At 60.0% G+C, this 22,945-nt stretch carries 16 protein-coding genes and 1 tRNA gene; 5 read left to right on the top strand and 12 right to left on the bottom strand.

Features of this window, described 5'->3' with window-relative positions; all coding sequences use genetic code 11:
• Positions 1-68: 68 nt before the first annotated feature.
• A complete protein-coding gene (locus ACIPIN_RS21005; protein WP_401121641.1) occupies positions 69-836 on the bottom strand; it encodes a tetratricopeptide repeat protein in 768 nt (255 codons plus the stop codon).
• Between the two features lie 2 nt (positions 837-838).
• On the bottom strand, positions 839-1,519 hold the full coding sequence (locus tag ACIPIN_RS21000; RefSeq protein ID WP_401121640.1) for a Fe2+-dependent dioxygenase: 681 nt from the start codon (positions 1,517-1,519) through the stop codon (positions 839-841).
• Positions 1,520-1,726: 207 nt separating this feature from the next.
• Here ACIPIN_RS21000 and ACIPIN_RS20995 point away from each other — a divergent pair, with 207 nt between their 5' ends.
• Together ACIPIN_RS20995 and ACIPIN_RS20990 are read left to right on the top strand one after the other, a co-directional pair.
• Complete coding sequence (locus ACIPIN_RS20995; protein ID WP_401121637.1) at positions 1,727-4,051, top strand: TonB-dependent receptor; 2,325 nt, start codon at positions 1,727-1,729, stop codon at positions 4,049-4,051.
• A 144-nt stretch (positions 4,052-4,195) separates the two neighbouring features.
• Positions 4,196-6,727 carry a PepSY domain-containing protein gene (locus tag ACIPIN_RS20990; protein ID WP_401121720.1) on the top strand — a complete coding sequence of 844 codons (2,532 nt, stop codon included), beginning with the start codon at positions 4,196-4,198 and terminating at the stop codon, positions 6,725-6,727.
• A 90-nt stretch (positions 6,728-6,817) separates the two neighbouring features.
• Here the strand turns inward: ACIPIN_RS20990 and ACIPIN_RS20985 are convergent, their stop codons facing one another.
• The 3 genes from ACIPIN_RS20985 to ptsP are packed head-to-tail and all read right to left on the bottom strand — an operon-like array spanning position 6,818 to position 12,371.
• A complete protein-coding gene (locus ACIPIN_RS20985; protein WP_401121636.1) occupies positions 6,818-8,557 on the bottom strand; it encodes a PTS fructose-like transporter subunit IIB in 1,740 nt (579 codons plus the stop codon).
• An 11-nt stretch (positions 8,558-8,568) separates the two neighbouring features.
• Positions 8,569-9,510, bottom strand: coding sequence for a 1-phosphofructokinase (gene pfkB / locus ACIPIN_RS20980; protein WP_401121633.1), 942 nt, complete (start codon positions 9,508-9,510; stop codon positions 8,569-8,571).
• Positions 9,510-12,371: a phosphoenolpyruvate--protein phosphotransferase gene (gene ptsP / locus ACIPIN_RS20975; RefSeq protein WP_401121631.1), complete on the bottom strand. Its 2,862-nt coding sequence runs from the start codon at positions 12,369-12,371 to the stop codon at positions 9,510-9,512. The genes pfkB and ptsP overlap by 1 nt, the downstream gene beginning before the upstream one ends.
• Before the next feature lie 308 nt (positions 12,372-12,679).
• On the opposite strand from ptsP, the gene cra reads away from it, so the two are divergent.
• Together cra and ACIPIN_RS20965 are read left to right on the top strand one after the other, a co-directional pair.
• Positions 12,680-13,675, top strand: coding sequence for a catabolite repressor/activator (cra, locus tag ACIPIN_RS20970; protein WP_401121628.1), 996 nt, complete (start codon positions 12,680-12,682; stop codon positions 13,673-13,675).
• A gap of 3 nt (positions 13,676-13,678) precedes the next feature.
• Positions 13,679-14,455, top strand: coding sequence for a TatD family hydrolase (locus ACIPIN_RS20965; RefSeq protein WP_401121627.1), 777 nt, complete (start codon positions 13,679-13,681; stop codon positions 14,453-14,455).
• A 46-nt stretch (positions 14,456-14,501) separates the two neighbouring features.
• On the opposite strand, the gene ACIPIN_RS20960 is transcribed toward ACIPIN_RS20965, so the two are convergent.
• The 4 genes from ACIPIN_RS20960 to ACIPIN_RS20945 all read right to left on the bottom strand — a co-directional run bounded on the left by ACIPIN_RS20960 (position 14,502) and on the right by ACIPIN_RS20945 (position 20,423).
• Positions 14,502-16,532, bottom strand: coding sequence for a methyl-accepting chemotaxis protein (locus ACIPIN_RS20960; RefSeq protein WP_401121625.1), 2,031 nt, complete (start codon positions 16,530-16,532; stop codon positions 14,502-14,504).
• A gap of 216 nt (positions 16,533-16,748) precedes the next feature.
• On the bottom strand, positions 16,749-17,585 hold the full coding sequence (gene ampE / locus ACIPIN_RS20955) for a regulatory signaling modulator protein AmpE (RefSeq protein WP_401121623.1): 837 nt from the start codon (positions 17,583-17,585) through the stop codon (positions 16,749-16,751).
• Positions 17,582-18,142: a 1,6-anhydro-N-acetylmuramyl-L-alanine amidase AmpD gene (gene ampD, locus ACIPIN_RS20950; protein WP_401121621.1), complete on the bottom strand. Its 561-nt coding sequence runs from the start codon at positions 18,140-18,142 to the stop codon at positions 17,582-17,584. The genes ampE and ampD overlap by 4 nt, the downstream gene beginning before the upstream one ends.
• Before the next feature lie 64 nt (positions 18,143-18,206).
• Positions 18,207-20,423, bottom strand: coding sequence for a DUF1631 domain-containing protein (locus ACIPIN_RS20945; protein WP_401121619.1), 2,217 nt, complete (start codon positions 20,421-20,423; stop codon positions 18,207-18,209).
• A gap of 356 nt (positions 20,424-20,779) precedes the next feature.
• Between ACIPIN_RS20945 and nadC the strand changes: the two genes are divergently transcribed.
• Positions 20,780-21,628 carry a carboxylating nicotinate-nucleotide diphosphorylase gene (nadC, locus tag ACIPIN_RS20940; RefSeq protein ID WP_401121617.1) on the top strand — a complete coding sequence of 283 codons (849 nt, stop codon included), beginning with the start codon at positions 20,780-20,782 and terminating at the stop codon, positions 21,626-21,628.
• Between the two features lie 74 nt (positions 21,629-21,702).
• Here the strand turns inward: nadC and ACIPIN_RS20935 are convergent, their stop codons facing one another.
• The 3 genes from ACIPIN_RS20935 to ACIPIN_RS20925 all read right to left on the bottom strand — a co-directional run.
• On the bottom strand, positions 21,703-22,008 hold the full coding sequence (locus ACIPIN_RS20935; protein ID WP_123424218.1) for a DUF6388 family protein: 306 nt from the start codon (positions 22,006-22,008) through the stop codon (positions 21,703-21,705).
• Between the two features lie 133 nt (positions 22,009-22,141).
• Positions 22,142-22,217: transfer RNA gene (locus ACIPIN_RS20930), tRNA-Thr, on the bottom strand.
• A 215-nt stretch (positions 22,218-22,432) separates the two neighbouring features.
• On the bottom strand, positions 22,433-22,945 hold a 513-nt coding region (locus ACIPIN_RS20925), incomplete at its 5' end, for a S1 RNA-binding domain-containing protein (RefSeq protein ID WP_401121614.1).

Raw genomic sequence — 22,945 nt, 5'->3', positions numbered from 1 at the left:
GTTCCGTAGGGCGCAAAGATCAAAAGATCGCAGCCTTCGGCAGCTCCTACAGTGGACGATGTCGAGCGTTATAGATGGTTCGGCTTCATGTCCAATTCGGCACAGCGCTTTGCGTAATCGGTGACCAACTCGCGAATTTTCGGATTCACGGCGTTCGACAGCGACTCACTCGCCACTCGCAGAAACTTCAAATTCCCACCCGCCAATGCCTCGCGCAGCCAGCTCAGCGCAGCCTCGATCTGCCCTTGATCGGCCAGCACCGCTGCATAACTGAACTGCCCCCGAAAGTCCCCGCCCTCTGCTGATCGCCGATACCAGTCAACGGCTGCTGCCGGATCCGCTGCACAGAATCGTCCCTCTTCCAGATAGCGCCCCAGCAGGTTCATCGACTTGGCGTGGCCCCTTTCGGCCGCGCCGCGATAACAGGCCAACGCCTGCATCTGGTCCTCGACCACGCCACGACCGGTCGCGAGCAAATTGGCGTAGTTGTACAAGCCCCAATCCAGCCCGGCTTCAGCGGCCTGACGATAATGCCATGCCGCTACAGTGGCATTGGCCACGCAGCCCCAACCGTGCTCATGACAGCGACCGAGCATGTTGCGCGCCATCAGATGCCCGCCGTTGGCGGCAATCTCGAACCAGCGCAAGGCCAGCGCCTGATCCTTGGCGATGCCCTGCCCTTCGAGCAGGATTTGACCGAGCAAGGCCTGGCCGTCGAGGATTCCAGCCTTGGCGGCGATCAGGATCGCCTGAGCTGCGCGGGCCGGACTTTCGGCGAGCATGGCTCTGAGTTGATCGCCGTCGAGGACTTCCTCGCGGTGCAGTCGATAGCTCACGGTTAAACCTCGACCCAGCGACGCAGCAGGTTGTGATAGGTGCCGGTCAGGCGAATCAGCGACGGGTGATCCGGCATGTCCTGAGTCAATTGCTGGATCGCCTCGTCCATCTCGAACAGCACGGCGCGCTGGCTATCTTCGCGAACCAGGCTTTGGGTCCAGAAGAACGAGGCATAACGTGTACCGCGAGTGACCGCATTGACCTTGTGCAGGCTGGTGCCCGGATAGAGCACCAGGTCGCCGGCCGGCAATTTCACTCGTTGGGTACCGAAGGTGTCCTGAATTTCCAGCTCGCCACCGTCGTACTCGTCCGGGTCGCTGAAGAACAACGTGGACGATAGGTCGGTGCGAACGCGCTCGATGCTGCCCTTGGGCTGACGCACGGCGTTGTCGATGTGAAAATCGAAACTGCCACCTGCGGTGTAGCAGTTGAGCAGCGGCGGGAAGACTTTGTGCGGTAACGCCGCTGACATGAATCGAGGATGTTTCCACAACCGTTCAAGCATCGCCGCGCCGATTTCCTTGGCCAGCGGGTGGCCTTCCGGCAGCTGCAGGTTGTGCTTGGCCTTGGCCGATTGATAACCGGCGGTGATCTTGCCATCCGCCCAGTCAGCCTGCTCCAGAGCCTCGCGAATGCGCTGCACCTCTTCACGGGAGAACAAGCCGGGAATATGCAGCAGCATGGGGCGATACCTGAGGGCAAAGGGATGCCAATGGTATTGATTCTTATTGACTATGTAAAATCGGCATGGCGAACAAGTCAGTAAAAACCGTAAGGAAAAATTGTAAAGAATGTAAATTTGATGCAATTAGCAATGTTTCGCAATTGATACAAATACGTGTTTACCCTATATTCCGCCGCCTCAAATCCTTGGGGAGGGGAACTCACAATGTCACGCCAGCCACACCAAACACCGGTCAGCACACCGCGCCTGCTCGCTTCTGCAATCGGCGTAGCGATCACCGCCAGCTCTGCCGGTCACATGGCTTTCGCCGCGGAAAAAACCGACGAAAAAGCGCCGCGCAATGCGATTTCCCTGGATGCCACCAGCGTTACTGGTGAAGCCCAGGACTCAACCTCCTACCAGGTCGAAAAAGCTTCTTCGCCCAAGTACACCGCTCCGCTGATTGATACCCCGCGTTCGGTGACCGTGATTCCACAGCAGGTCCTCAAGGACACTGGCGCCCTCAACATGCAGGATGCGCTGCGCACCGTTCCCGGCATCACTTTCGGTGCCGGTGAAGGCGGCAACCCGCAAGGCGATCGTCCGTTCATTCGCGGCTTCGACGCTCAGGGTGATACGTACCTGGATGGCGTGCGTGACACCGGCTCCCAGAGCCGTGAAATCTTCGCCGTAGAGTCGATCGAAGTCAGCAAAGGCCCGAACTCCGCGATTGGCGGTCGTGGCGCAGCGGGCGGCAGCATCAACCTGGTGAGCAAAAAAGCGCACCTGGGCGATTCATTCAATGGCGGCTTCACCTGGGGCTCGGACCAGACCCAGCGCTACACCCTGGACAGCAACTACCAGTTCAGCGATACCGCCGCTGGCCGCCTGAACCTGTTGAGCCACGAAAGCAACGTCGCCGGCCGCGACAAAGTCGACTACGACCGTTGGGGCATCGCACCGTCGCTGGCCTTCGGCCTGGGCACCGACACCCGCGTCAACCTCGACTACTACCATCTGCAAAGCAACGACCTGCCGGATTCGGGTATTCCGTACACCGTACCGGCTTCGGGCAAGACCGCTGATCGCACCAAGAGCAACCCGGACAAACCTTACGCTGGCGGCGACAGCAGCAACTTCTATGGCTTGACCGACCGCGACTTCCGCAAGACCCGTACTGACACTGCGACCTTCGCCATCGAGCACGACCTGACCGACGCGCTGACCATCAAGAACACCCTGCGCCACGGCACCAGCATGCAGGATTACATCCTGACCCAGCCGGACGACAGCAAGGGTAACGTGAACAACGGCAGCGTCTGGCGTCGTGCCAACACCCGTGTCAGCAACGTGGCGACCACCACCAACCAGACCGATCTGTTTGGCAACTTCTACATCGCCGGCTTCAAGAACAGCTTCTCCACCGGTGTCGAGTTCACCCGTGAAGAAGGCGAAAAATCTTCGTACAACGTCAACACCGACACCACTCCGGGATCGACAGCCACATCGAGCACCAACTGCACACCGTCGATGATCGGCGCGTCCAGCGGCTACAACTGCACCTCGCTGGCCAACCCGACCCCGAACGATCCGTGGAACGGCGCGATTTCGCGCAACTACGCTGGCACTGACACTACCGCCAACACACGTGCCCTGTACGTGTTCGATACCCTGGAGCTGTCGCCGCAATGGCTGGTGAACATGGGTCTGCGTTACGACCACTTCGACACCCGATACAAGACCTTCACTGCGGCAGGTGCCACTACTGCCAAAGGCGCTGACACCAGCGAGTTCGTCACCGGTCAGTTGGGCGTCGTTTACAAACCGGCTGAAAACAGCAGCATCTACGCCTCTTACGCAACCTCGGCCACACCACCGGGTAACACCCTGGGCGAAGGCATGGACGGCAACCCGCTGTCGGGGACCACGGATCGCAACGGCAACCTGCTGAGCAGCGACATGGAGCCGGAAACCACCAAGAACTACGAAGTCGGCACCAAGTGGGACCTGCTCAACGATCGTCTGTCGTTGACCGCCGCCCTGTTCCGTACCGAGAAAGAGAATGCACGCGTTCAAGTGGATACCACTTCCTACGAAAACGCCGGCAAAACCCGCGTTCAAGGTATCGAACTGTCGGCAAACGGCAAGATCACCGACAAATGGCAAGTCTTCGCCGGCTACGCCTACATGGACAGCGAGCAAGTCGATGGCGGTCCGCTAAACCACGCCACCGATGGCAACCAATTGCCTAACACCCCGAAAAACAGCGCCAGCCTATGGACGACTTACAACGTCACGCCGAAGCTGACCCTGGGTGGCGGTGCGTTCTACGTCGATGACGTGTTCGGCAGTGTGGCCAACACCACCATGGTCAATTCCTACGTTCGTTACGACGCCATGGCCAGCTACAAGTTGAGCAAAAACGTCGACCTGCAACTGAACCTGCAGAACCTGACCGACGTGACCTACTACGACAAAGCCTTCGCGACTCACTTCGCCAACCAGGCGCCGGGCCGCACGGCATTGCTGAGCACCAACTTCCACTTCTGATAAAGAACGAAGTCGCCAAGCCCCGCCCATCCTGATGAGCGGGGCTTTTGTGTGTAAAAAGGAATGTTTCTCGACAACTCACGGCATAATGCGCGCCTTGAGATTTTATTGAACAAACAGTTTCAGACGAACAAGGCGGTCGACGTGTTGAAGAAAACCCTGTTCCAGCTGCATTGGTTCTTCGGCATCAGCGCGGGTCTGGTGCTGGCCTTGATGGGCATGACCGGTGCGGCGGTGTCGTTTCAGGATGAGATCCTGCGGGCGCTGAACCCGCAGGTCCTGCAGGTTGAAAAGCAGGTCGCCGGCGTGCTGCCGCCGGCCGATCTGGTGACCAGGGTCGAAGCCGCTGAAGGCAAGAAAGTCGCGATGCTCTGGGTCGAAACCGAGAGCGGCTTTGCTGCACGCGTGTTCTTCACCCCGCCGCCGGGCGAGCGCCGTGGCCAGATGCGCTACGTCGATCCGTACACCGGCGACTACATGGGCGACGCCGTCGGCCAGGATTTTTTTGGCCTGATGCTGCAACTGCACCGCTTTTTGGCGATGGGCGACACCGGCCGGCAAATCACCGGTGCCTGCACGCTGATCCTGATTTTCTTCTGCCTGTCCGGGCTCTACCTGCGCTGGCCGCGCCAGGTCGCGAGCTGGCGCGCCTGGCTGACCCTCGACTGGGCGAAAAAAGGTCGCAGCTTCAACTGGGACCTGCACTCGGTTGCGGGAACCTGGTGCTTGCTGGTGTATTTGCTGGCAGCGCTGACCGGGTTGTCCTGGTCCTATGAATGGTACAACAAGGGCCTGAGCAAACTGCTGTCGGACGCGCCGCAAAACGAGCGCGTCAGACAGACTCGCGGTGCACCGCCACCCGCCGGCCCCGCGCCGACCGCCGATTACAATGCGATCTGGAGCAGCATCTACAGCGCCGCCGGTCCAGGCCTGAGCGCCTACAACGTGCGTATGCCGCCTGCGGCCGGACAACCGGCAACCGTGTTCTATCTGTTGAAAAATTCACCGCACGACCGAGCGCTGAACCAGATCACCCTCGACCCGGCCACCGGCGTCATCAAGCGTCACGATCGTTACAGCGACAAGAGCTTCAAGGCGCAACTGTTGACCAGCATCTACGCGCTGCATGTCGGCAGTTATTTCGGCATCGTCGGGCGGATTGTGCTGATGCTCGCCGCGCTGATTATGCCGTTGTTCTTCATCACCGGCTGGTTGTTGTACCTGGACCGTCGACGCAAAAAACGCCAGATCAAAAACGCCCGCCAAGACCTGGTGCACACCACCAGCGATGCCCCGGCATGGCTGATCGGTTTCGCCAGCCAGAGCGGTTTTGCCGAACAGTTGGCCTGGCAAACCGCCAGCCAGTTACAGGCCGCCGGGTTGCCGGTAAAGGTGCAATCGCTGGCCGCTGTCAGCGAGCAGGATCTGCGTGAGTCGAACAATGCGCTGTTCGTGGTCAGTACCTTTGGTGACGGCGAAGCCCCGGACAGCGCCCGTGGTTTCGAGCGCAAGCTACTGGGTCGGGCGCTGAGCCTTTCGAGCCTGAACTACGCAGTGCTTGGCCTCGGTGATCGGCAGTATCAACACTTCTGCGGCTTCGCCAAACGCTTGCACAGCTGGCTATCTGCACACGGTGGCACCACGCTGTTTGCCCCGGTGGAAGTCGACAGCGGCGACCCGTACGCCCTGCGCCATTGGCAGCAGCAACTCGGTCAACTGACCGGACAGCCGCCAGTCGATACCTGGAAGGCCCCCAGCTACAGCAACTGGACCTTGAGCAAGCGTGAACTGCTCAACCCTGACAGCAGCGGCTCCGACGTTTACCTGCTGAGCCTGACGGCACCCGACACCAGCAGTTGGCTGGCCGGCGACCTGGTTGAAGTGCTGCCGCGCAACTGCCGGGGAGCGATTGAACATTTCCTTGATGGGCTGGGCATCGCGGGTGACACGCGGGTGCAACTCGATGGCTTGCAGGAAACCCTGGAACAAGCCTTGGCCAGCCGTCAGTTACCCGAGAATCGCGTGCACCTGCTCGGCTTGCACGCTCAGGCGTTGGTCGACGCGCTGGTGCCATTGGCCATGCGCGAATACTCGATCGCCTCGATTGCCGCCGACGGTGTGCTCGAACTGCTGGTGCGTCAGGAATGTCATGCCGATGGCAGTCTGGGCGTCGGCTCCGGCTGGCTGACCGAATACGCGCAACCAGGTGGCGCCATCAGTCTGCGGGTGCGGCGCAACAGCGGTTTCCATCTACCGGCAGCGCCAGTACCGATGATTCTACTGGGTAACGGCACCGGGCTGGCAGGCCTGCGCAGCTTGCTCAAGGCGCGAATTGCCGATGGCCAGACACGCAACTGGCTGCTGTTCGGTGAACGTAATCGCGAGCATGACTTCCTCTGTCGCGATGAACTTGAGGGATGGTTGATCGAAGGTGATCTGGAGCGGATGGACCTGGCGTTTTCGCGGGATCAGGCCGAGAAAATCTACGTTCAGGATCGTCTGCGCCAACGAGCCGCCGAGCTGAAAAAATGGCTGGCAGACGGTGCATCGATCTACATCTGCGGCAGCCTGAAAGGGATGGCGTCAGGGGTGGATCAGGTGCTCAACGAGTTGCTCGGTGCCGATGAAGTCGAGCGGTTGATCGAGCAAGGCAGATATCGCCGCGACGTCTACTGACGGTAGCCCCTGTAGGAGCACGGCTTGCCGGCGATGGCAGTCTTGAGATCGCCATCGCGAGCAAGCTCGGCTCCTACGAAGTGCAGAGGCTCAGGCGTTGGCAGGCTCCAATGCCAACTCGGCGACTTCCGGGCGTTTGACCACTGCATAGACCACCGCCGTCAGCAGGCTCCCGGCAACAATCGACAGCAGGTACAGCAGCGCATGGTTGATCGCATTCGGAATCAGCATCACGAACAGCCCACCGTGAGGCGCCATCAGTTTGCAACCGAAATACATCGACAGCGCACCGGCCAACGCGCCCCCGGCAATGCTCGCCGGGATCACCCGCAATGGGTCTTTGGCCGCGAACGGAATCGCCCCTTCGGAGATGAAGCACAGCCCCAGCACCAACGCAGCTTTACCGGCTTCGCGTTCGGTCTGGGCAAACTTGCGACGGGCGATGAACGTGGCAATGCCCAGACCAATCGGCGGCACCATCCCGGCGGCCATGGTTGCGGCCATCGGTGCATAACTTTGCGATGCCAGCAGCCCCACCGAGAACGCATAAGCGGCCTTGTTGATCGGCCCGCCGAGGTCGACGCACATCATGCCGCCTAACAATACCCCCAGCAAAATCGCATTGGTGGTGCCCATGCTGTCGAGGAAATGAGTCAGGCCCGCAAGCAATCCGGCGACCGGTTTGCCAACCACGTAGATCATCACCAGACCGGTGAACAGACTCGCCAGCAACGGGATAATCAGGATCGGCTTCAGCGCCTCCAGACTTTGCGGCAGGCGCGCATAACGATTGATCGCCTGTGCAGCGTAACCGGCGATGAAGCCGGCAATGATCCCGCCGATAAAGCCGGCGCCCAAGGTACTCGCCAACAGACCGCCGATCATCCCCGGCGCCAGGCCCGGACGGTCAGCAATCGAGTAGGCGATGTAACCTGCCAGTAGCGGCACCATCAACTTGAACGCGGTATCGCCACCGATCTGCATCAGTGCCGCCGCCAACGTGCCCGGCTCCTTGAACGCAGTGATGCCAAAGACAAACGACAGCGCAATCATCAAACCACCGGCCACCACCATCGGCAGCATGAACGAGACGCCCGTCAGCAAGTGTTTGTAGACCCCGGTTTTCTCTTGCTTGGCCGGGCCTTTGGCGCTGGTCGACGCGGTTTCTTGCGTGCCTTCGGCCAAGGCCTTGTTGAGTGTGGCTTCGGCCTGCTTGAGGGCGATGCCAGTGCCGCAGCGGTAAATCTTCTTGCCAGCGAAACGCTCGGTGGCGACTTCGATATCCGCCGCCAACAGCACCACATCGGCATCGGCAATCGCTGCTGCGCTCAATGGATTACGCGCGCCGACCGAGCCCTGGGTTTCCACTTGCAAGTCATAACCCAGACGCTTGGCGGCTTGCTGCAAGGCTTCGGCGGCCATGAAGGTGTGGGCCACACCAGTCGGGCAGGCGGTGACCGCCACCAGACGCGGCGCGTTTTTGCCAACGGAGGCGGGCTCAACGACGGCTTGCGGCGCGACGTAGATTCGGGCTTCTTCAGCACCAAGGCGCAGCACCGCATCGACGTCTTGCAGGGCCTGGGACGGCGTGCTCTGGAACACCCGTTTGCCGACAAACCGCGACATCTCCACAGTCCCGGTGCTGACCAGCAGCACCCACTCGGCAGCTTCCAGGGTCGCGGCGGACAACTGGCGTTCCGGGTGCGCGACGTCGTGCACTTCGACACTGGTGCTCCAACCCTGACGCTGCGCTGCGGCATCAAGCAAACGGGCGCACAGCACGCTGGTGACCATGCCATTCGGGCAGGCAGTAACAATGGCTAACTTCATGACCAACCCTCTTATTGTTCTGTCAGGAGGCGCACGCGCACACCCTGCTCGAGCTGCGCCAGTAGCGCGGTGTCGCCGATACCAAAACCGATCTGGGTGACGGCCATGGCGGCAATCGCCGTGGCGGTGCGCAAGGTCTGTTCAGGCGTATCGGCACTGAGCAAACCGTGGAGCATGCCCGCCAGCAACGAATCGCCTGCGCCCACCGTGCTGACAACGCTGACCCTGGGTGGCGTGGCGTGCATCGCCGAACCGACACTGAACCAGTTCACGCCGTCGGCACCATGGGAAATCACCACGTGCTCGATGCCTTGAACGTGCAAGCGGCTCGCTACTTCGGCCTGGGCGGTCACCGACCCCACCTCGCAGCCCAGCACTTCGGCCAGCTCTTCGGTATTGGGTTTGATCAGCCACGGGCCAGCCGCCAGACCGGCGCGCAAGGCTTCGCCGCTGGTATCGAGCGCGACTTTCAAACCAAGATGTTTCAGACGCAGAATCAACGCCTGCAACCACTGGGGACTGATGCCTTGGGGCAGGCTGCCGGCAACTACAACCGCGTCATGACCTGGAGCAATGTGCTCGAGGCGATTGAGCAATGCCTGCTGAGCGACTTCACTGACCAACGGGCCAGGACCGTTGAGGTCGGTGATACGCCCATCGCTTTCCGCCAGTTTGATGTTGCTGCGAGTCTCGCCGGGAACGCGGATGAAGGCGTCGACAAAACCGCGTTTGGCGAACAGGGTTTCGAACGCCTGAAGATTGTCCTCACCGAGAAAGCCGCCAACGGTCAGTTGATGCCCGAGGTCCGCAAGCACCTGTGCCACGTTGATGCCCTTGCCAGCGGCGTGGGTGTGCATGGCGTCGCTGCGATTGACCTGACCCGGTTCCAGACGCGGCAACTGAACGGTGAGGTCCAGCGCCGGATTAAGGGTCAGCGTTAGGATTTTGGCCATTACAAAGCCTCCACTAATGTGCGCACTTCATTCGCGCTGCCCACGGCCAGTGCCTGTTGGGCCAGATGTTTTACCTGCGCAAGACTCAGCTCACGGACCCGTGCCTTGACCTCGCCGATGCTGCGCGCCGAGACGCTCAACTCGTCTACGCCCAGACCGACCAGCACCGGCACCGCCAGCGGGTCTGCCGCCAGTTCGCCGCACACGCCGACCCATTTGCCATGGGCATGGGCGGCACGCACCGTGATGTCGATCAGTTGCAACACCGCCGGGTGCAAGCCATCGGCCTGGGCCGACAGGGTCGGATGACCACGGTCGATGGCCAGGGTGTATTGGGTCAGGTCATTGGTGCCGACGCTGAAGAAGTCGACCTCTTTGGCCAGAACCGGCGCCAGCAGAGCCGCCGATGGCACTTCGATCATGATCCCCAGTTGCAGATCAGCGACCGGGATTTCCAGACGCAGGCGCTCGGTCATGTCCCGCGCCTGACGCCATTCATCAACGCTGCCGACCATCGGGAACATGATCCGCAATGGACGGTTGTCGGCGGCGCGCAGCAAGGCACGCAACTGCGCTTCCATGATCTGCGGACGTTGCAGAGTCAGACGAATTCCGCGCACGCCGAGGAACGGGTTTTCTTCCTTGGCAATCGGCCAATATGGCAACGGCTTGTCGCCGCCAACGTCCAGGGTCCGCACTACCAGCGGCCGCCCGGCCAGGCCATCGAGCACCCGCCGGTATTCGACTTCTTGAGTGGCTTCGTCCGGCGCTTGTGAATGGGCCATGAAAATCAGTTCGGTGCGCAACAAACCGATGCCTTCAGCGCCCTGCTCCACCGCGCTGATTACGCCTGCACTTTCGCCAATGTTGGCGAACACTTCGACCGCGTGGCCGTCGGTGGTCAATGCCGGTTGGTGACGCAGGGCCGCTGCGGCCTTCAGACGTTGTTCGCGATTGTCACGCTCTTCAATGGCGCGCTGCAGAGTCGCTGCATCCGCGTCGACATGCAGCCGACCGCGTTGACCATCGAGCAGCAACGGCGTGCCCGGCGCCAGCAGCAACACCGACGCGCCAGCACCGACCAGCGCTGGAATGCCCAAAGCCCGAGCGACGATAGCGCTGTGGGCGGTGGCACCACCGCGCGCGGTGAGAATGCCGGCTACCCGCGTCGGATCAAGACGTGCGACGTCCGATGGACCGACTTCATCCATCACCAGAATGTAGGGCTGATCCGGCTCGCTCGGGGTCTCGATACCGCACAGTTGCGCCAGCACCCGCCGACCGATATCACGCAAGTCCGCCGCACGTTCGGCGAGCAAGGCATCCTGCAAGGACTCCTGCTGTTTGGCCGCCGCGTCGATCACCGCCATCCACGCCGCTTCGGCGCTTTCGCCTTGCTTGAGGCGAGTGTCGACTTCGTCAGTCAGTTCCGGGTCGTCGAGCATTTCCTGGTGGGTGATGAAAATCTCCCGAATAGCCTTGGCCTTGCTGCGCTGGATCAACCCTTCGATGTCGCGACGGACATCGGCCAGAGCCGTTTTCAGACGCTCGCGTTCGATGGCCGTGGACTCGCCACGCAATGGGTAATCGATCGGTTGCAGCACGTGAATATGCGCAGGGCCAATGGCAATCCCCGGCGCGGCGGCGATGGCCTGAATAAGGCTACCCGAGGCTGGAGCCACCAGGACGGCGGTGATCTCGGCGATGACCTCATGCGGGGCGCTCGCGGTCGGCAAGGGCTCGATTTCTTCGCCCAGACCTTCTTCGATAGCCGCCAACAGCGCCGGCAACGCATCGGCGGCAATGCTCGGCTCGGCGATCAACTCCAGCACCTGCCCACGACGGGCGCCAAGGCTGAGCAGTTTGCTCAGGCTCTTCACCGATACCGCGCTGTCCTGACCGTCGACGATCCTGACGCGGATCTCGCCTTCAAAACTTTTCGCCAACTGCGCGAGGATCTTCGCCGGCCGTGCGTGCAAACCGTGAGCGTTGGCCAAAGCGATGCGGGCGCTTGGCCAATCGGCTGGCAACTCGCCGCCGAGCACTTCAAGCACCGCACGACGGCTGGTGGCGCGACCCAGTTCATGGCCACGCCCTTCAATCAGCAAGGCGCAAAGACGTTCGAGCAGGGCTTGATGCGCCTCGCCGAGGCTGGCCAGACAGAACAGCCCGCTCAGCGGCTGGCCGAGGTAACGAATCGGTTTGTCCGGAGTGACGAAGGCCAGGCCCGGGCGCTTGACCGTTTGTTCGCTGTGCAACCACCACAGACCATCGCCCAACGGCAGCGCTTCAACCTGCTGCAATACCGCAGAAAAACCATTGCTCACGCAGTCGGCCTGACGCAACAACCGCGCGCCGCGCCAGACCAGCTCTTCGAAATCGTCGGCGGAGACGCCCAGACCGATCATTTGCGCATCCAGCGCCAGCTCTTGCGGTGCGCCTTGCAGCAGTTTCAACAAGGCGTCGCTACTGCTGGCACGGCGCAAGGCCTGGCCCAGATCGGTTTCGCCGAGGGCCCGGGTCAGCAATTGCAGCAGGCGCAAATGCTCGTCGGATTTGGCTGCGATACCAATTGCCAGATACACGATGTGGCCATCGCCCCAGTCCACCCCTTCGGGGAACTGCAGCAAGCGCACGCCGGTGGTGTGTACCAGTTCACGGGTATCAGGGGTTCCGTGGGGGATGGCGATACCTTGACCGAGAAAGGTCGAGCCCTGGGCCTCACGCGCCTGCAACCCGTTGAGGTAACCCTCGGCCACCAGGCCATCGGTGACCAGTTGGTCGGCCAATAAACGCAATGCGGCGGCTTTATCCACAGCCGACTGGCCCATGGATATCTGCTCTATGGTGAGCTCGAGCATGCTTTCTCCTTTTTGGCGCGGGGGTCGCGCCAGGTATTGTTTTGATTGAATCAGTTTAGGCGTTATTCAGAGCACTCTTTTTCAGAGCATCCTTTGTCGGTTTCGCGGCAGAACCGATAAAAAGAGTCGATAGCGAAGAAAATACGCCTGCTGAAACGTTTAATCTAGATGAGTTGGCACGTTACTCGATAATCTCCCAACCTTGAAGTCCAACTTGTCGGATGCGTTGCGGCATAGGTCACCTGCCTTAATCGGGTAGGATTGGACAAAATGTCGGGGCAAGCTCGAAAAAACAAGGAAATCCCGGGTTGAAACTCAGTGATATCGCCCAGTTGGCCGGTGTGTCTGTCACCACCGCCAGCTATGTCATCAATGGCAAGGCCGAACAGCAGCGCATCAGCAACGCCACCGTCGAGCGCGTGCGCGCGGTGGTCGAGCAACATGGCTTTACGCCTAATCCTCAAGCGGCCGGGTTGCGCAGTCGGCACACCCGCACCTTGGGCTTCATTCTGCCGGACCTGGAAAACCCCAGTTACGCGCGGATCGCCAAGCTCCTCGAACAAGGGGCCCGGGCGCGTGGCTATCAGTTGCTGATTGCCAGCTCCGACGATGCACCGGACAGCGAGCGCCAATTGCTTGCGCTGTTTCGTGCACGGCGTTGCGATGCATTGATCGTCGCCAGCTGCCTGCCGGCCGGCGATGACAGTTATCGCCAGTTGCAGGCCAAGGGCTTGCCGATCATTGCCATCGACCGGGTCATGGAGCCTGAGCATTTCTGCTCGGTGATCAGCGATGATCGCGAAGCCAGCCTGAACCTCACCCGCAGCCTGTTGCAGCCGGAACCCAAGCAGATTGCGCTGATCGGTGCGCGGCCCGAGCTGAGCATCAGCCAGGAACGTGCCGCCGGCTTCAAGCAGGCTCTGGTCGACTTCAAGGGTGAAGTCCTGATCGAACACGGCGAGTCGTTCAGCCGTGACTGCGGTCGGCAGTTGATGGAAGAGCTGCTGCAACGCCTCGGCCACCTGCCGGATGCGCTGGTGACCACTTCCTATGTGCTGCTTCAAGGCGTGTTCGATGCCTTGCATGACTTCCCGTTGAAAACCCGCCCGCTGCGCCTCGGCACTTTTGGTGACACACAGTTGCTGGACTTCTTGCCGCTGCCGGTCAACGCCATGGCCCAGCAGCATCAACTGATCGCCGAGAAAGCCCTGCAACTGGCCCTCGCGGCGATTGAAGAAGCCCATTACCAACCCGGCGTGCAAGCCATCGCGCGGACCTTCAAGCAGCGTATTCGCCAGGACTGAAACGTGGAGCTGATCGACAGCCACACTCATCTGGACTTTCCGGATTTCGACGAAGACCGTCAGGCGCTACTGGCTCAAAGCCGCGCCTTGGGTGTGAAGCGGATGGTGGTGCTGGGGGTTTATCAGCGCAATTGGCAGCGGGTTTGGGATCTGGTGCAAAGCGATCCAGACCTGCATGCCGCGTTTGGCCTGCACCCGGCCTATCTCGATGAACATCGCCCCGCTGACCTGACTGAGCTGGCGGACTGGTTGACGCGTCTGGCCGGCCATCGGCAACTGTGCGCAGTGGGCGAAATCGGCCTGGATTACTTCCTTGAGGATCTGGACCGCGAACGCCAGCAAGCGCTGTTTGAAGCACAACTGCAGCTGGCCGCAGACTTCCAACTGCCCGCGCTGCTGCATGTGCGGCGCAGCCATGCAGCGGTCATTGCGACGTTGAAACGCTTCAGGCTCAAACGCGCCGGAATCATCCACGCCTTTGCCGGCAGCCAGGAAGAGGCCCGCGAATACATCAAACTGGGTTTCAAACTGGGATTGGGCGGCGCAGCGACCTGGCCGCAAGCCTTGCGCATGCACAAAGTAATCGCCGGTTTGCCGCTGGAGTCGGTGGTGCTGGAAACCGATTCACCGGACATGGCGCCCGCCATGTACCCCGGGCAACGCAACAGCCCTGCTCATCTGCCGGCAATTTGCACGGCGTTGGCGCAAATCATGGCCATCAGCCCCGAGCAACTGGCCGCCGCCAGCACCGCCAATGCCTGTGAGCTGTTCAACTGGTAATCAGTCGGTGGCGGCTAGCGGCGGCCAGTAAGCCGCCCACCGATCTTCAAACCCTGAACGCGCTGATCAAGTGCTTCAACTGCACCACTTGGGCAGACAGCGCACGGCTGGCGTTTTCGGTCTGGTGCGCACCTTCGGCGGTGCGTTCGCCGGCCCGATTGATCTCGACAATGTTCTGGTCGATATCGTGGGCCACCGCAGTTTGCTGCTCGACTGCCGCAGCTATTTGCTGGTTCTGGTCGACGATCATGCCCACCGCGCCCAGGATATTTTCCAGGGCTTGCTGAACCTTTTCCGACTGACCGACCGTGCCGCTGGCCATCTGATGACTGACGCCCATGGCCTTCACGGCCGCGCCAACACCACCGTGCAGCTTGGCAATCATCTGCTCGATTTCTTCGGTCGATTGCTGGGTGCGTTTGGCCAGCGTGCGGACCTCATCGGCCACCACCGCAAAACCACGCCCCTGCTCACCCGCACGGGCGGCCTCGATGGCGGCGTTGAGCGCCAACAGGTTGGTCTGCTCGGCGATGCTCTTGATCACTTCCAGCACGCGACTGATGGACTGGCTGTCGCTGGCCAGTTGATTGATCACCAGCACCGACGAGTCGATCTCGCTGGCCAGTTGCGCAATGCTGCCTTGTTGCGACTCGACCAACCCTCGGCCGCTAATGGTTTCATCGTTTACGCTGTGGGCACTGTTGACGGCAGCCGCTGCACTGCGCGCGACCTCCTGAGCAGTGGCCGACATCTGGTTCATCGCTGTGGCGACCTGCTCGATCTGCGTACGCTGGCCGGCCACCGCCTGATTGCTCTGGGCCGATACCGTTTCCACCTGACTCGCCTGACGCTCGACCTCGTTGACGGTCTTGCCGACTAACTCGATCAGGTCATGGATCTTGGCCACAGTGCCATTGAATACGTTGCCCAGCTCACCCAATTCATCACGGCTGTGGGCAGTAAACGTGACGGTCATGTCACCGGCTGCCACTTTGTCCATGACCCCGCCCAGGCGCTTGAGCGTGGTGCGAGTGGAGGCGTAGAAACCACCGTAGAGATAGAAAATCAGCACGAAAACCACCGATAGCGCCACCACTTGCAACAGCATGTGCGTGCGGTTCTGCTCCAGGCGTTGCTGCAATTGAACGCTGAAAAACTTCAGCGCCGCCTCGTTCAGTTGATAGGTCTTGTCCATCAACCCGGTGACCTGATCGTAAAACCCCTGCCAGGGTTTATCGAGGGTGTCGGCCATGATCACTTGTTCTTCAAACAGCTCGCTGGCTTGCTTGAGCGTGGCTTTACTGGCATTGGCCGAGGGCTCCAGCACCTCACGTGCGGCGTTACTGGCACCCAGTGCGTCCTGCAACTTCAAGGCGTATTCGGCCTGTAGCTTTTCAATTTGCGCCAGCAGCTCATCGAAGCGAGTGCTCGAAGCGGAATTGAGAAACCCCTGCCCCAGCGAATAGGCCCCCATCGCCCGGCCTTCGCCGAGGGTTTGCGTGATACGCGGGGTGACGTTGGTGATCAACTCACTCAACTGACGCAGGTCACTCTGGTTGTCACGGCTCAGACCGGCCTGGCTGGCGATGATCTGAGCGAAAATCTGCGCATTGCCGACCAGTTTACCGATCAGCGCACTTTTGCTTTGCAGGGACGTTTCCGCTTGTTGAGCCTTGAACGCCGAGATCATTTCATCGCGTTTGCCATCAAAAATACTGACCTGCTCAGGATCGATGGCAGTCGCGGTCAGGCCTTGCAGATGCGCAAGCACGTTCTGCTCAAGGGCGCTGATCTTCGACTCGGTATCCCCTGCCTTGCCGGACTGACCGAGGGTCGTGTTGATCTGTACCAGATTATTCAAGGTTTCCAGATCCCGCCGCAGCGTCAGGCCACTGCCCAACAGGTCAAGGCTTTGCAATTCGACCTGAGTACCCTGGAACTCGCGATACGAGTCGCGGACCAGATAGAAGTTGGTCACCAGCATGGGAAAGAAAAACAGCACGCTGATCAGGCTGAACTTCATGCCGAAGCTCAGGCGATTCATCAGCGCAACGGCGGGATAGAGCAAACTCTTCACAAGAAGTCTCCCTTTCATTTCTTATTTTTATTGGCTGGCACGCAGAAGCAGCAGATAGCCACTATGGCGAACTGCTTCTGTATAGCTCAAATCGAAGGGAGGTTTTGTAACTTAAGGTTAACGGCAGGAAGATCGCAGCCTGCGGCAGCTCCACAGACTCACGCGATTCCTGTAGGAGCTGCCGAAGGCTGCGATCTTTTAAGTTTTAGGCAGAAATCAGAACAACACGGTCCAAAGGGCAAACCCGGCATACCAGACCACCGCCGCCCGCAGCAGCAGTTCCCATATCTGATCCAGGTTGTGAACCCCTTCTGGCCCCGCCACGGGCGCCGGAATCTCACCCGCTACCATGCCGACGTTCTCGATCAACTGCGCGGCGCTGATGTTCCAGTTCAATAACTCATGGAGCATCACCCGGCTGACTGCGACGAAGTTGCCGACCAGGGCAAAACTCGCCGCCAACAATCGCACCGGCAGCCAGTCAAAGGCATGTCGCAATTGTGCGGCCCGCTCAGCCACTGCCGGGTTCTTGCCGTGTTCGGCCGCCAGGGCCAGCAAGCGATAACTCAAAGCCGCCACCGGGCCGAGCAGGAAGTACCAGAAAATCACCGCAAAAAAACTCTGGTAAGCCTGCCACAGTAAATGGGCTTGCACCCTTTGCAGCAGTTGCTCGCCGCTGTCTGCGCAAATGTCCAGGTCACGTTTGGCGACATGCGCCGCCGCTTGCAGGTCTTCCCGGCGCCAGGCATCACGAAACGGTCCCAAGCCGCCGAGCAAATCTCCACGCCCCAAGCTGTAAATCACCACCAGCAAATGCACTGGCAAGGCCAGCAAGCCGTAGGCTACCGGCTCTAGCACCAGCAACAACAAGCCGAGTAACGCCACAGGGAACAGCACCAGCAATGCCAGTACCAGCCAAGGCCGATTCGCAAACTTTGGGCTGGCTTCGAATTTGGCCAACTCACGCAACCATCCACTGTCGCGCTGAACTTGATGACGCAAGGCCGAGAACTTCTCGATCCAGACCGCCAGCAGTAACACCAGAAAACTCATTGTCCTTCCCCTTTTTCCAGAGCGGCGCGGTAGCGCGCCCAGTCGAACGCCGGTCCCGGATCCGTCTTGCGCCCAGGTGCGATATCGCTATGCCCCTGGATACGTGAATGGGTGATGGCTGTAAACGTAGACTGCAATTGGCGGGTCAGGGCAATCAGCGCTTGATACTGTGCATCGGTGAACGGCAAATCATCGGTGCCTTCAAGCTCGATGCCCACGGAAAAATCGTTACAGCCTTCGCGCCCTTCGAACCGAGAAACCCCGGCGTGCCACGCCCGCTCAAGACAAGAGACAAACTGCGTGATCGCGCCGTCACGCTCGATCAGAAAATGCGCAGACACGCGCAAGTCAGCAATCCCTTCAAAGTAGGGGTGCTCGGTGACATCCAGACGGTTCTGAAAAAACTCCTGCACCTTGCCCGTCGCGAACTGCGCCGGTGGCAGGCTGATGTTGTGGATCACCAGCAAGGAGATTTCGCCCGTGGGGCGCGCATTGAAGTTAGGTGACGGGCAATGGCGCACGCCTTCAAACCAACCGCTCGCGGGGTCCAGCTGCATACAGGTTCCTTCAATGACGGCTCTGACGGGTTCCAGTATGCCGTGATCGCCCCCCAGGTTGCGATCACTTGCCGCGATTGAGTCGACGCAGATTGCCAATCACCGACTCCAGCGCCCGATCGAACAACAAGGTGTCATCAAGTGTACGCACCGCGCCACGGCGAAACTCCAGGGCCAACCCGGTGCGACTGCGCTCCAGGACTTTAAGGCCGGTCCGGTTGACGAAGATGTACTTGCCCGTCGACTGGATAATGGCGGCCAGCTTGCAGCGCAGAGTGTTTTCGTCTTCCTCCTGAAACTCGACCCAACTGCCCAGATGCAGTTGATCGACCTGCAGCAAAGCGACGTCATCTTCAGAAGCCGTTTCGATGGGGCCTTCGTCAGCCGTCCTCAGGACGATCTCCTGTACCACTTCAACCATCGCCGGCGAGTCGGTCGGCGCTTCGTCAAGCGGCTCCGGTGCTTGCTCCAATCGTTCGAACAGTTGCAGGTGCAAATTCTCCAGCTCGCTGAAAAACTCGCTGGTGGCGAACGGATCGAACGCCGCGCTGCTCAGGCCATCGCGCAATGCCTTGAGCAAACCCGGCACCAACGCGAACAAGTGCATGGCGGCATCCGGGTCATCATGGCGCTGAACGCTCCAGATCAACTGATCCATGGATACGACATTTGCCTGCCATTCGGTCGACTGCTCGCCATGCTTGAGGCAGGTCAGCAACAACACCTTGCTCCAGGCCTCTTGCAGAAAACCTACCACCACCTGCGGCAGTACCTTGCCCAGCAGCGCGTCGTTGAGCGCCTGCTCGACTTGCAGGCGAGCGAGTTCGGTCCTGGCCCGACCTTCTTCGGCGTCGCGGGTACGTTGCTCAAGCAGTTCGCTGCGACGGCGCTCATCGCTGGTAAAGGCGAGAAAATCGCTCAGCAGTTCGGAAAAAATCGCCGGATCATCGACAAAGTCATTCAGCAGCCGCTGCACCACCTGCTCAATACGCAGGTACAGGCTGTCGCGCTGATGATCATCACATTGCCCCCAACCCATTGCAGCCGCGGCAATTTCATTGAGCAGACGCCGGGCCGGGTGACTGCTGCGGCTGAAAAAGCTTTTGTCGAGCACCGCGACCTTGAGCATCGGGATCTGCAAGCGACCGATAAGCGCCTTGAGGGAGTCCGGCAAATTGTGGTCGTCAAGAATGAACTCGAAGAGCATGGCGATCAGATTGATCACATCCTCGTCCGCCACCCCGACCACCCGCGACTTGCCACTTTTGACGCTGACCCGGGTCAGCAACTGTTCGAGCTGATTGCGCAGGTCGAAATCATCCTGGGCGGCAAGGGCCGGCACGTACTGCTGCAAATGCGAGAGCAGGCGCAGCAGGTCGCGGGTCGAGATAGCCAGGGGCTGGGGCTGGGCGCTGGCTTCGAGGGTTGGCGCAACACTGCCGCGCACGTGGTACAGCAACTCCTGCAATGCGGCGAAGACTTCCTGCACGCTTTCGTCGATGTGCGCGCTGTTGGATCTGGCGCCCGATTCACTGGATTCTGCGTGAGCGCTGGCGTCGGCACGATCCGTGGCGCGGCGCGCAGGGGCGGCCTTGAGCTCAGGCAAAACGCCGGTGGCAATCAGCAACTGGTTGGCTTGCGCGTAGAGCTGATCCGCGTCGCTCAGCACATAGCGCTCGAACAATTTAAGAATGATCAGTTTGACCTTGATCTCCACCCCCAGATTACGCCAGGCCTGCAAGAAGTACTCGCAGAGCATGGCTGGCCCCATGGGGTTGTGGGAATCATCCAGGGGCTTACCCAGCAGCGAGCTCAGGCGCGCGGTTAGTTGGCCGAGGGCAAAGCCGTCCCGGTTTAGCACCTTGGCGACCATGGCTTCCAGCGCCACTTGCCGCTCAAGCTCGTCATTGGGGAGTTCGGTCGAAGAGTCGAAATTCATCGCCAGCGGTAATGTGGCTTGTGTCAGGTCGTACTGGATAAGGCCGACAAAGGCCTCGAAGAAACTCTCGAGAAAGCCGCGCTCGATGCTTTTGCGCTTGAGGCGCAAGTCGCGCATGGCTTCAAAGAAGGTGTTCTGGTCGACATTGTTCTGCGCCCGGTCGGCCATTTCGAACAAGGTGTCGTCGGCGTTATCGAACAGCTCCTGCAAGCCATGCCGGAGTTGTTGCGCAGCCTTGTCGCGAACCTGAAGCAGAATCACCGGCAGGCGGGCGAGCGGCGACGGATTCGCCTGATCGGTAGCCGCCTTGTGCAAAGGCACTACATTCCCGTCGTTGTGCATCCAAGCCTCCTGCAAAGGGGTGATTCCTCGGTTCGATGTGAAGCGGCAAACGCTCACGGCCGGCTCACAACGCAATCGTGATGCACAGCGCTGCATTTCAAGTATCGGGAAGCCAAATGGACGTCAAAGCCATGACGTCAAACGCAAGGCGGATTATCTTGCAAAAGACCTTCCGAGTGCCAGCAGACTCTGCATCGCCCCATGAAATAGATCTCAATCACGGACCTGCAGGCAGGAGGAATAATGCTGGCGAGTCGACCAAATGCAGGTTTCAGAACCCGGTGAAGGTATTGGGTGCCTTGGGTTCGCTTGCAGCATGGCCCTATAATCGGACCACTTTGTTTGTGGAGCTCGTTATGCCGAATCTACGCCTCGCCGATTTGACCGCCGAAATCGAAGCCAACGTGCGCCGTGCGTTGCTTGAAGACATCGGCAGCGGCGACATCACCGCGCAACTGATCCCGGCCGAACGCCTGGCCAAAGCCACCATCATTACCCGTGATGCGGCCGTTATCAGCGGCACCGCCTGGGTCGACGCCGTATTTCGGCAATTGGACCCACGGGTCGCGGTGCACTGGCAAGTGCGCGATGGCGAACGCGTGAGCCCCAATCAGGCACTGTTTCACCTCGAAGGCCCGGCCCGTTCGCTGCTGACCGGCGAGCGTAGCGCGCTGAACTTCCTGCAACTGCTTTCCGGTGTTGCCACTCGCGCGCAGTACCTGGCCGACTTCGTTGCCGATACTCAGGTGAAACTGCTGGATACCCGCAAAACCCTGCCAGGGCTGCGATTAGCGCAAAAGTACGCTGTAACCTGCGGCAGCTGCCACAACCACCGTATTGGCCTGTACGACGCCTTTCTGATCAAGGAAAACCATATCGCTGCCTGCGGTGGCATCCCTCAAGCCATCGCCGCCGCGCACAAGATCGCTCCGGGCAAACCGGTGGAGATTGAAGTGGAGAGTCTGGCGGAGCTCAAGGAGGCCCTGGCGGCTGGAGCCGATATCATCATGCTCGATGAGCTGAGCCTGGACGACATGCGCGAAGCCGTGCGGCTGAATGCCGGCAAGGCGAAACTCGAGGCAAGCGGTGGCGTCAACGAAAGCACCTTGCGGCCGATCGCCGAGACAGGCGTGGATTACATCTCGATTGGTGCGATGACCAAGGATGTGAAGGCCGTGGACCTGTCGATGCGCCTCAGTATCTGAGGAGCTGCAAGCTGCAAGCCTCAAGCTGTTCCGTGCTTGGCTTGTAGCTTGCCGCTTGAAGCTTGAAGCTGCTCTCAAACCACCAGATTGTTCATCTCGCAGTATTCTTCCCACTCGACGCCCAGCACTTCGGCTGCTTCCTTGTGCAACGCAAGGCGCGTCGCTTCGTACTCTTCCGGCGTTGAGGTGTACTTGAGCGTCAGCTCCCAGGGCTGCAAGCCCTGCGCTTCAGCCTCGTCCTCGAACGCCCACTGAATCTGATCTTTCTGATCGTCAGCGCTCAGGTTCTTGATCTCTTCCATCAATTCTGGCGCATCAAGCATGTACTTCTTGAGGGCCTCTTCGTGACGGGCTTCTTGTGTCAGTTCTTTAACGGTCATGGCGTTCTCTTTGATCTGGGGAATGGAAGATGGATCTGGATCATCAAGGATCTCTCTGACGCAAAAAACCGTTTGAAACCCGGTTTGTCTGGCCTTCAGAACCATTCGGGATCATTTGAAAACAGGTGGTGCCTGGTGCCCGAGACAGGAATCGAACCTGCGACCTTCGCGTTACGAGTGCGCTGCTCTACCGGCTGAGCTACACGGGCGGTGGGCTAAACCTAGCACTGACTTTGAGGTCGGGCAACTTGATCGGCCTCTCAATTTTCTTCAGACGACAAGATCGCAGCCTGCGGCAGCTCCTACACAAGATTGTTCTCGTAGGAGCTGCCGCAGGCTGCGATCTTTTGATTTTACGGCACACAGCAAAACGCCCCGAACCAGTCGGGGCGTTTGCTTGTTCAGTGCTTAAGCTGCGGGGTAATTAAACGCCCGAAGCCTTGGCAGCTGCTACGTCTTTGATGGACAGCTTGATACGGCCGCGGTTGTCCACGTCCAGTACCAGTACTTCCACTTCCTGGCCTTCTTTCAGGATGTCGGTCACTTTCTCAACGCGAGCGTCGCTCAGCATCGAGATGTGAACCAGACCGTCCTTGCCCGGCAGGATGTTGACGAATGCGCCGAAGTCGACGATGCGCTCAACCTTGCCCACGTAGATCTTGCCGATTTCGGCTTCAGCGGTGATGCCCAGAACGCGCTGACGAGCAGCTTCTGCAGCTTCCTTGGTTTCGCCGAAGATCTTGATCGAGCCGTCGTCTTCGATGTCGATCGAAGCCTTGGTCTCTTCACAGATCGCACGAATGGTCGCGCCGCCTTTACCGATAACATCACGGATTTTGTCGGTGTCGATTTTCATCGCGATCATGGTCGGAGCGTTTTCCGACAGCTCGGTACGCGACTGGGCAATCATATCGTTCATCTGTCCGAGGATACTCAG

This window comes from Pseudomonas sp. NPDC087697, assembly GCF_044743155.1.
Lineage (GTDB): Bacteria > Pseudomonadota > Gammaproteobacteria > Pseudomonadales > Pseudomonadaceae > Aquipseudomonas.
Note: the sequence above shows the minus strand (reverse complement) of the source record. Positions and strands in the feature narration are given on the sequence as shown.

Excerpts from the sequence above, each read along its gene's own strand:
- ACIPIN_RS20995 (WP_401121637.1), top strand. The coding sequence starts at position 1,727 with ATGTCACGCCAGCCACACCAAACACCGGTCAGCACACCGCGCCTGCTC.
- ampD (WP_401121621.1), bottom strand. The coding sequence starts at position 18,142 with ATGCAGCTGGACCCCGCGAGCGGTTGGTTTGAAGGCGTGCGCCATTGC.
- ACIPIN_RS20985 (WP_401121636.1), bottom strand. The coding sequence starts at position 8,557 with ATGAAGTTAGCCATTGTTACTGCCTGCCCGAATGGCATGGTCACCAGC.
- nadC (WP_401121617.1), top strand. The coding sequence starts at position 20,780 with ATGCCGAATCTACGCCTCGCCGATTTGACCGCCGAAATCGAAGCCAAC.
- ACIPIN_RS20945 (WP_401121619.1), bottom strand. The coding sequence starts at position 20,423 with ATGCACAACGACGGGAATGTAGTGCCTTTGCACAAGGCGGCTACCGAT.
- ACIPIN_RS20935 (WP_123424218.1), bottom strand. The coding sequence starts at position 22,008 with ATGACCGTTAAAGAACTGACACAAGAAGCCCGTCACGAAGAGGCCCTC.
- ptsP (WP_401121631.1), bottom strand. The coding sequence starts at position 12,371 with ATGCTCGAGCTCACCATAGAGCAGATATCCATGGGCCAGTCGGCTGTG.
- ACIPIN_RS21000 (WP_401121640.1), bottom strand. The coding sequence starts at position 1,519 with ATGCTGCTGCATATTCCCGGCTTGTTCTCCCGTGAAGAGGTGCAGCGC.
- ampE (WP_401121623.1), bottom strand. The coding sequence starts at position 17,585 with ATGAGTTTTCTGGTGTTACTGCTGGCGGTCTGGATCGAGAAGTTCTCG.
- pfkB (WP_401121633.1), bottom strand. The coding sequence starts at position 9,510 with ATGGCCAAAATCCTAACGCTGACCCTTAATCCGGCGCTGGACCTCACC.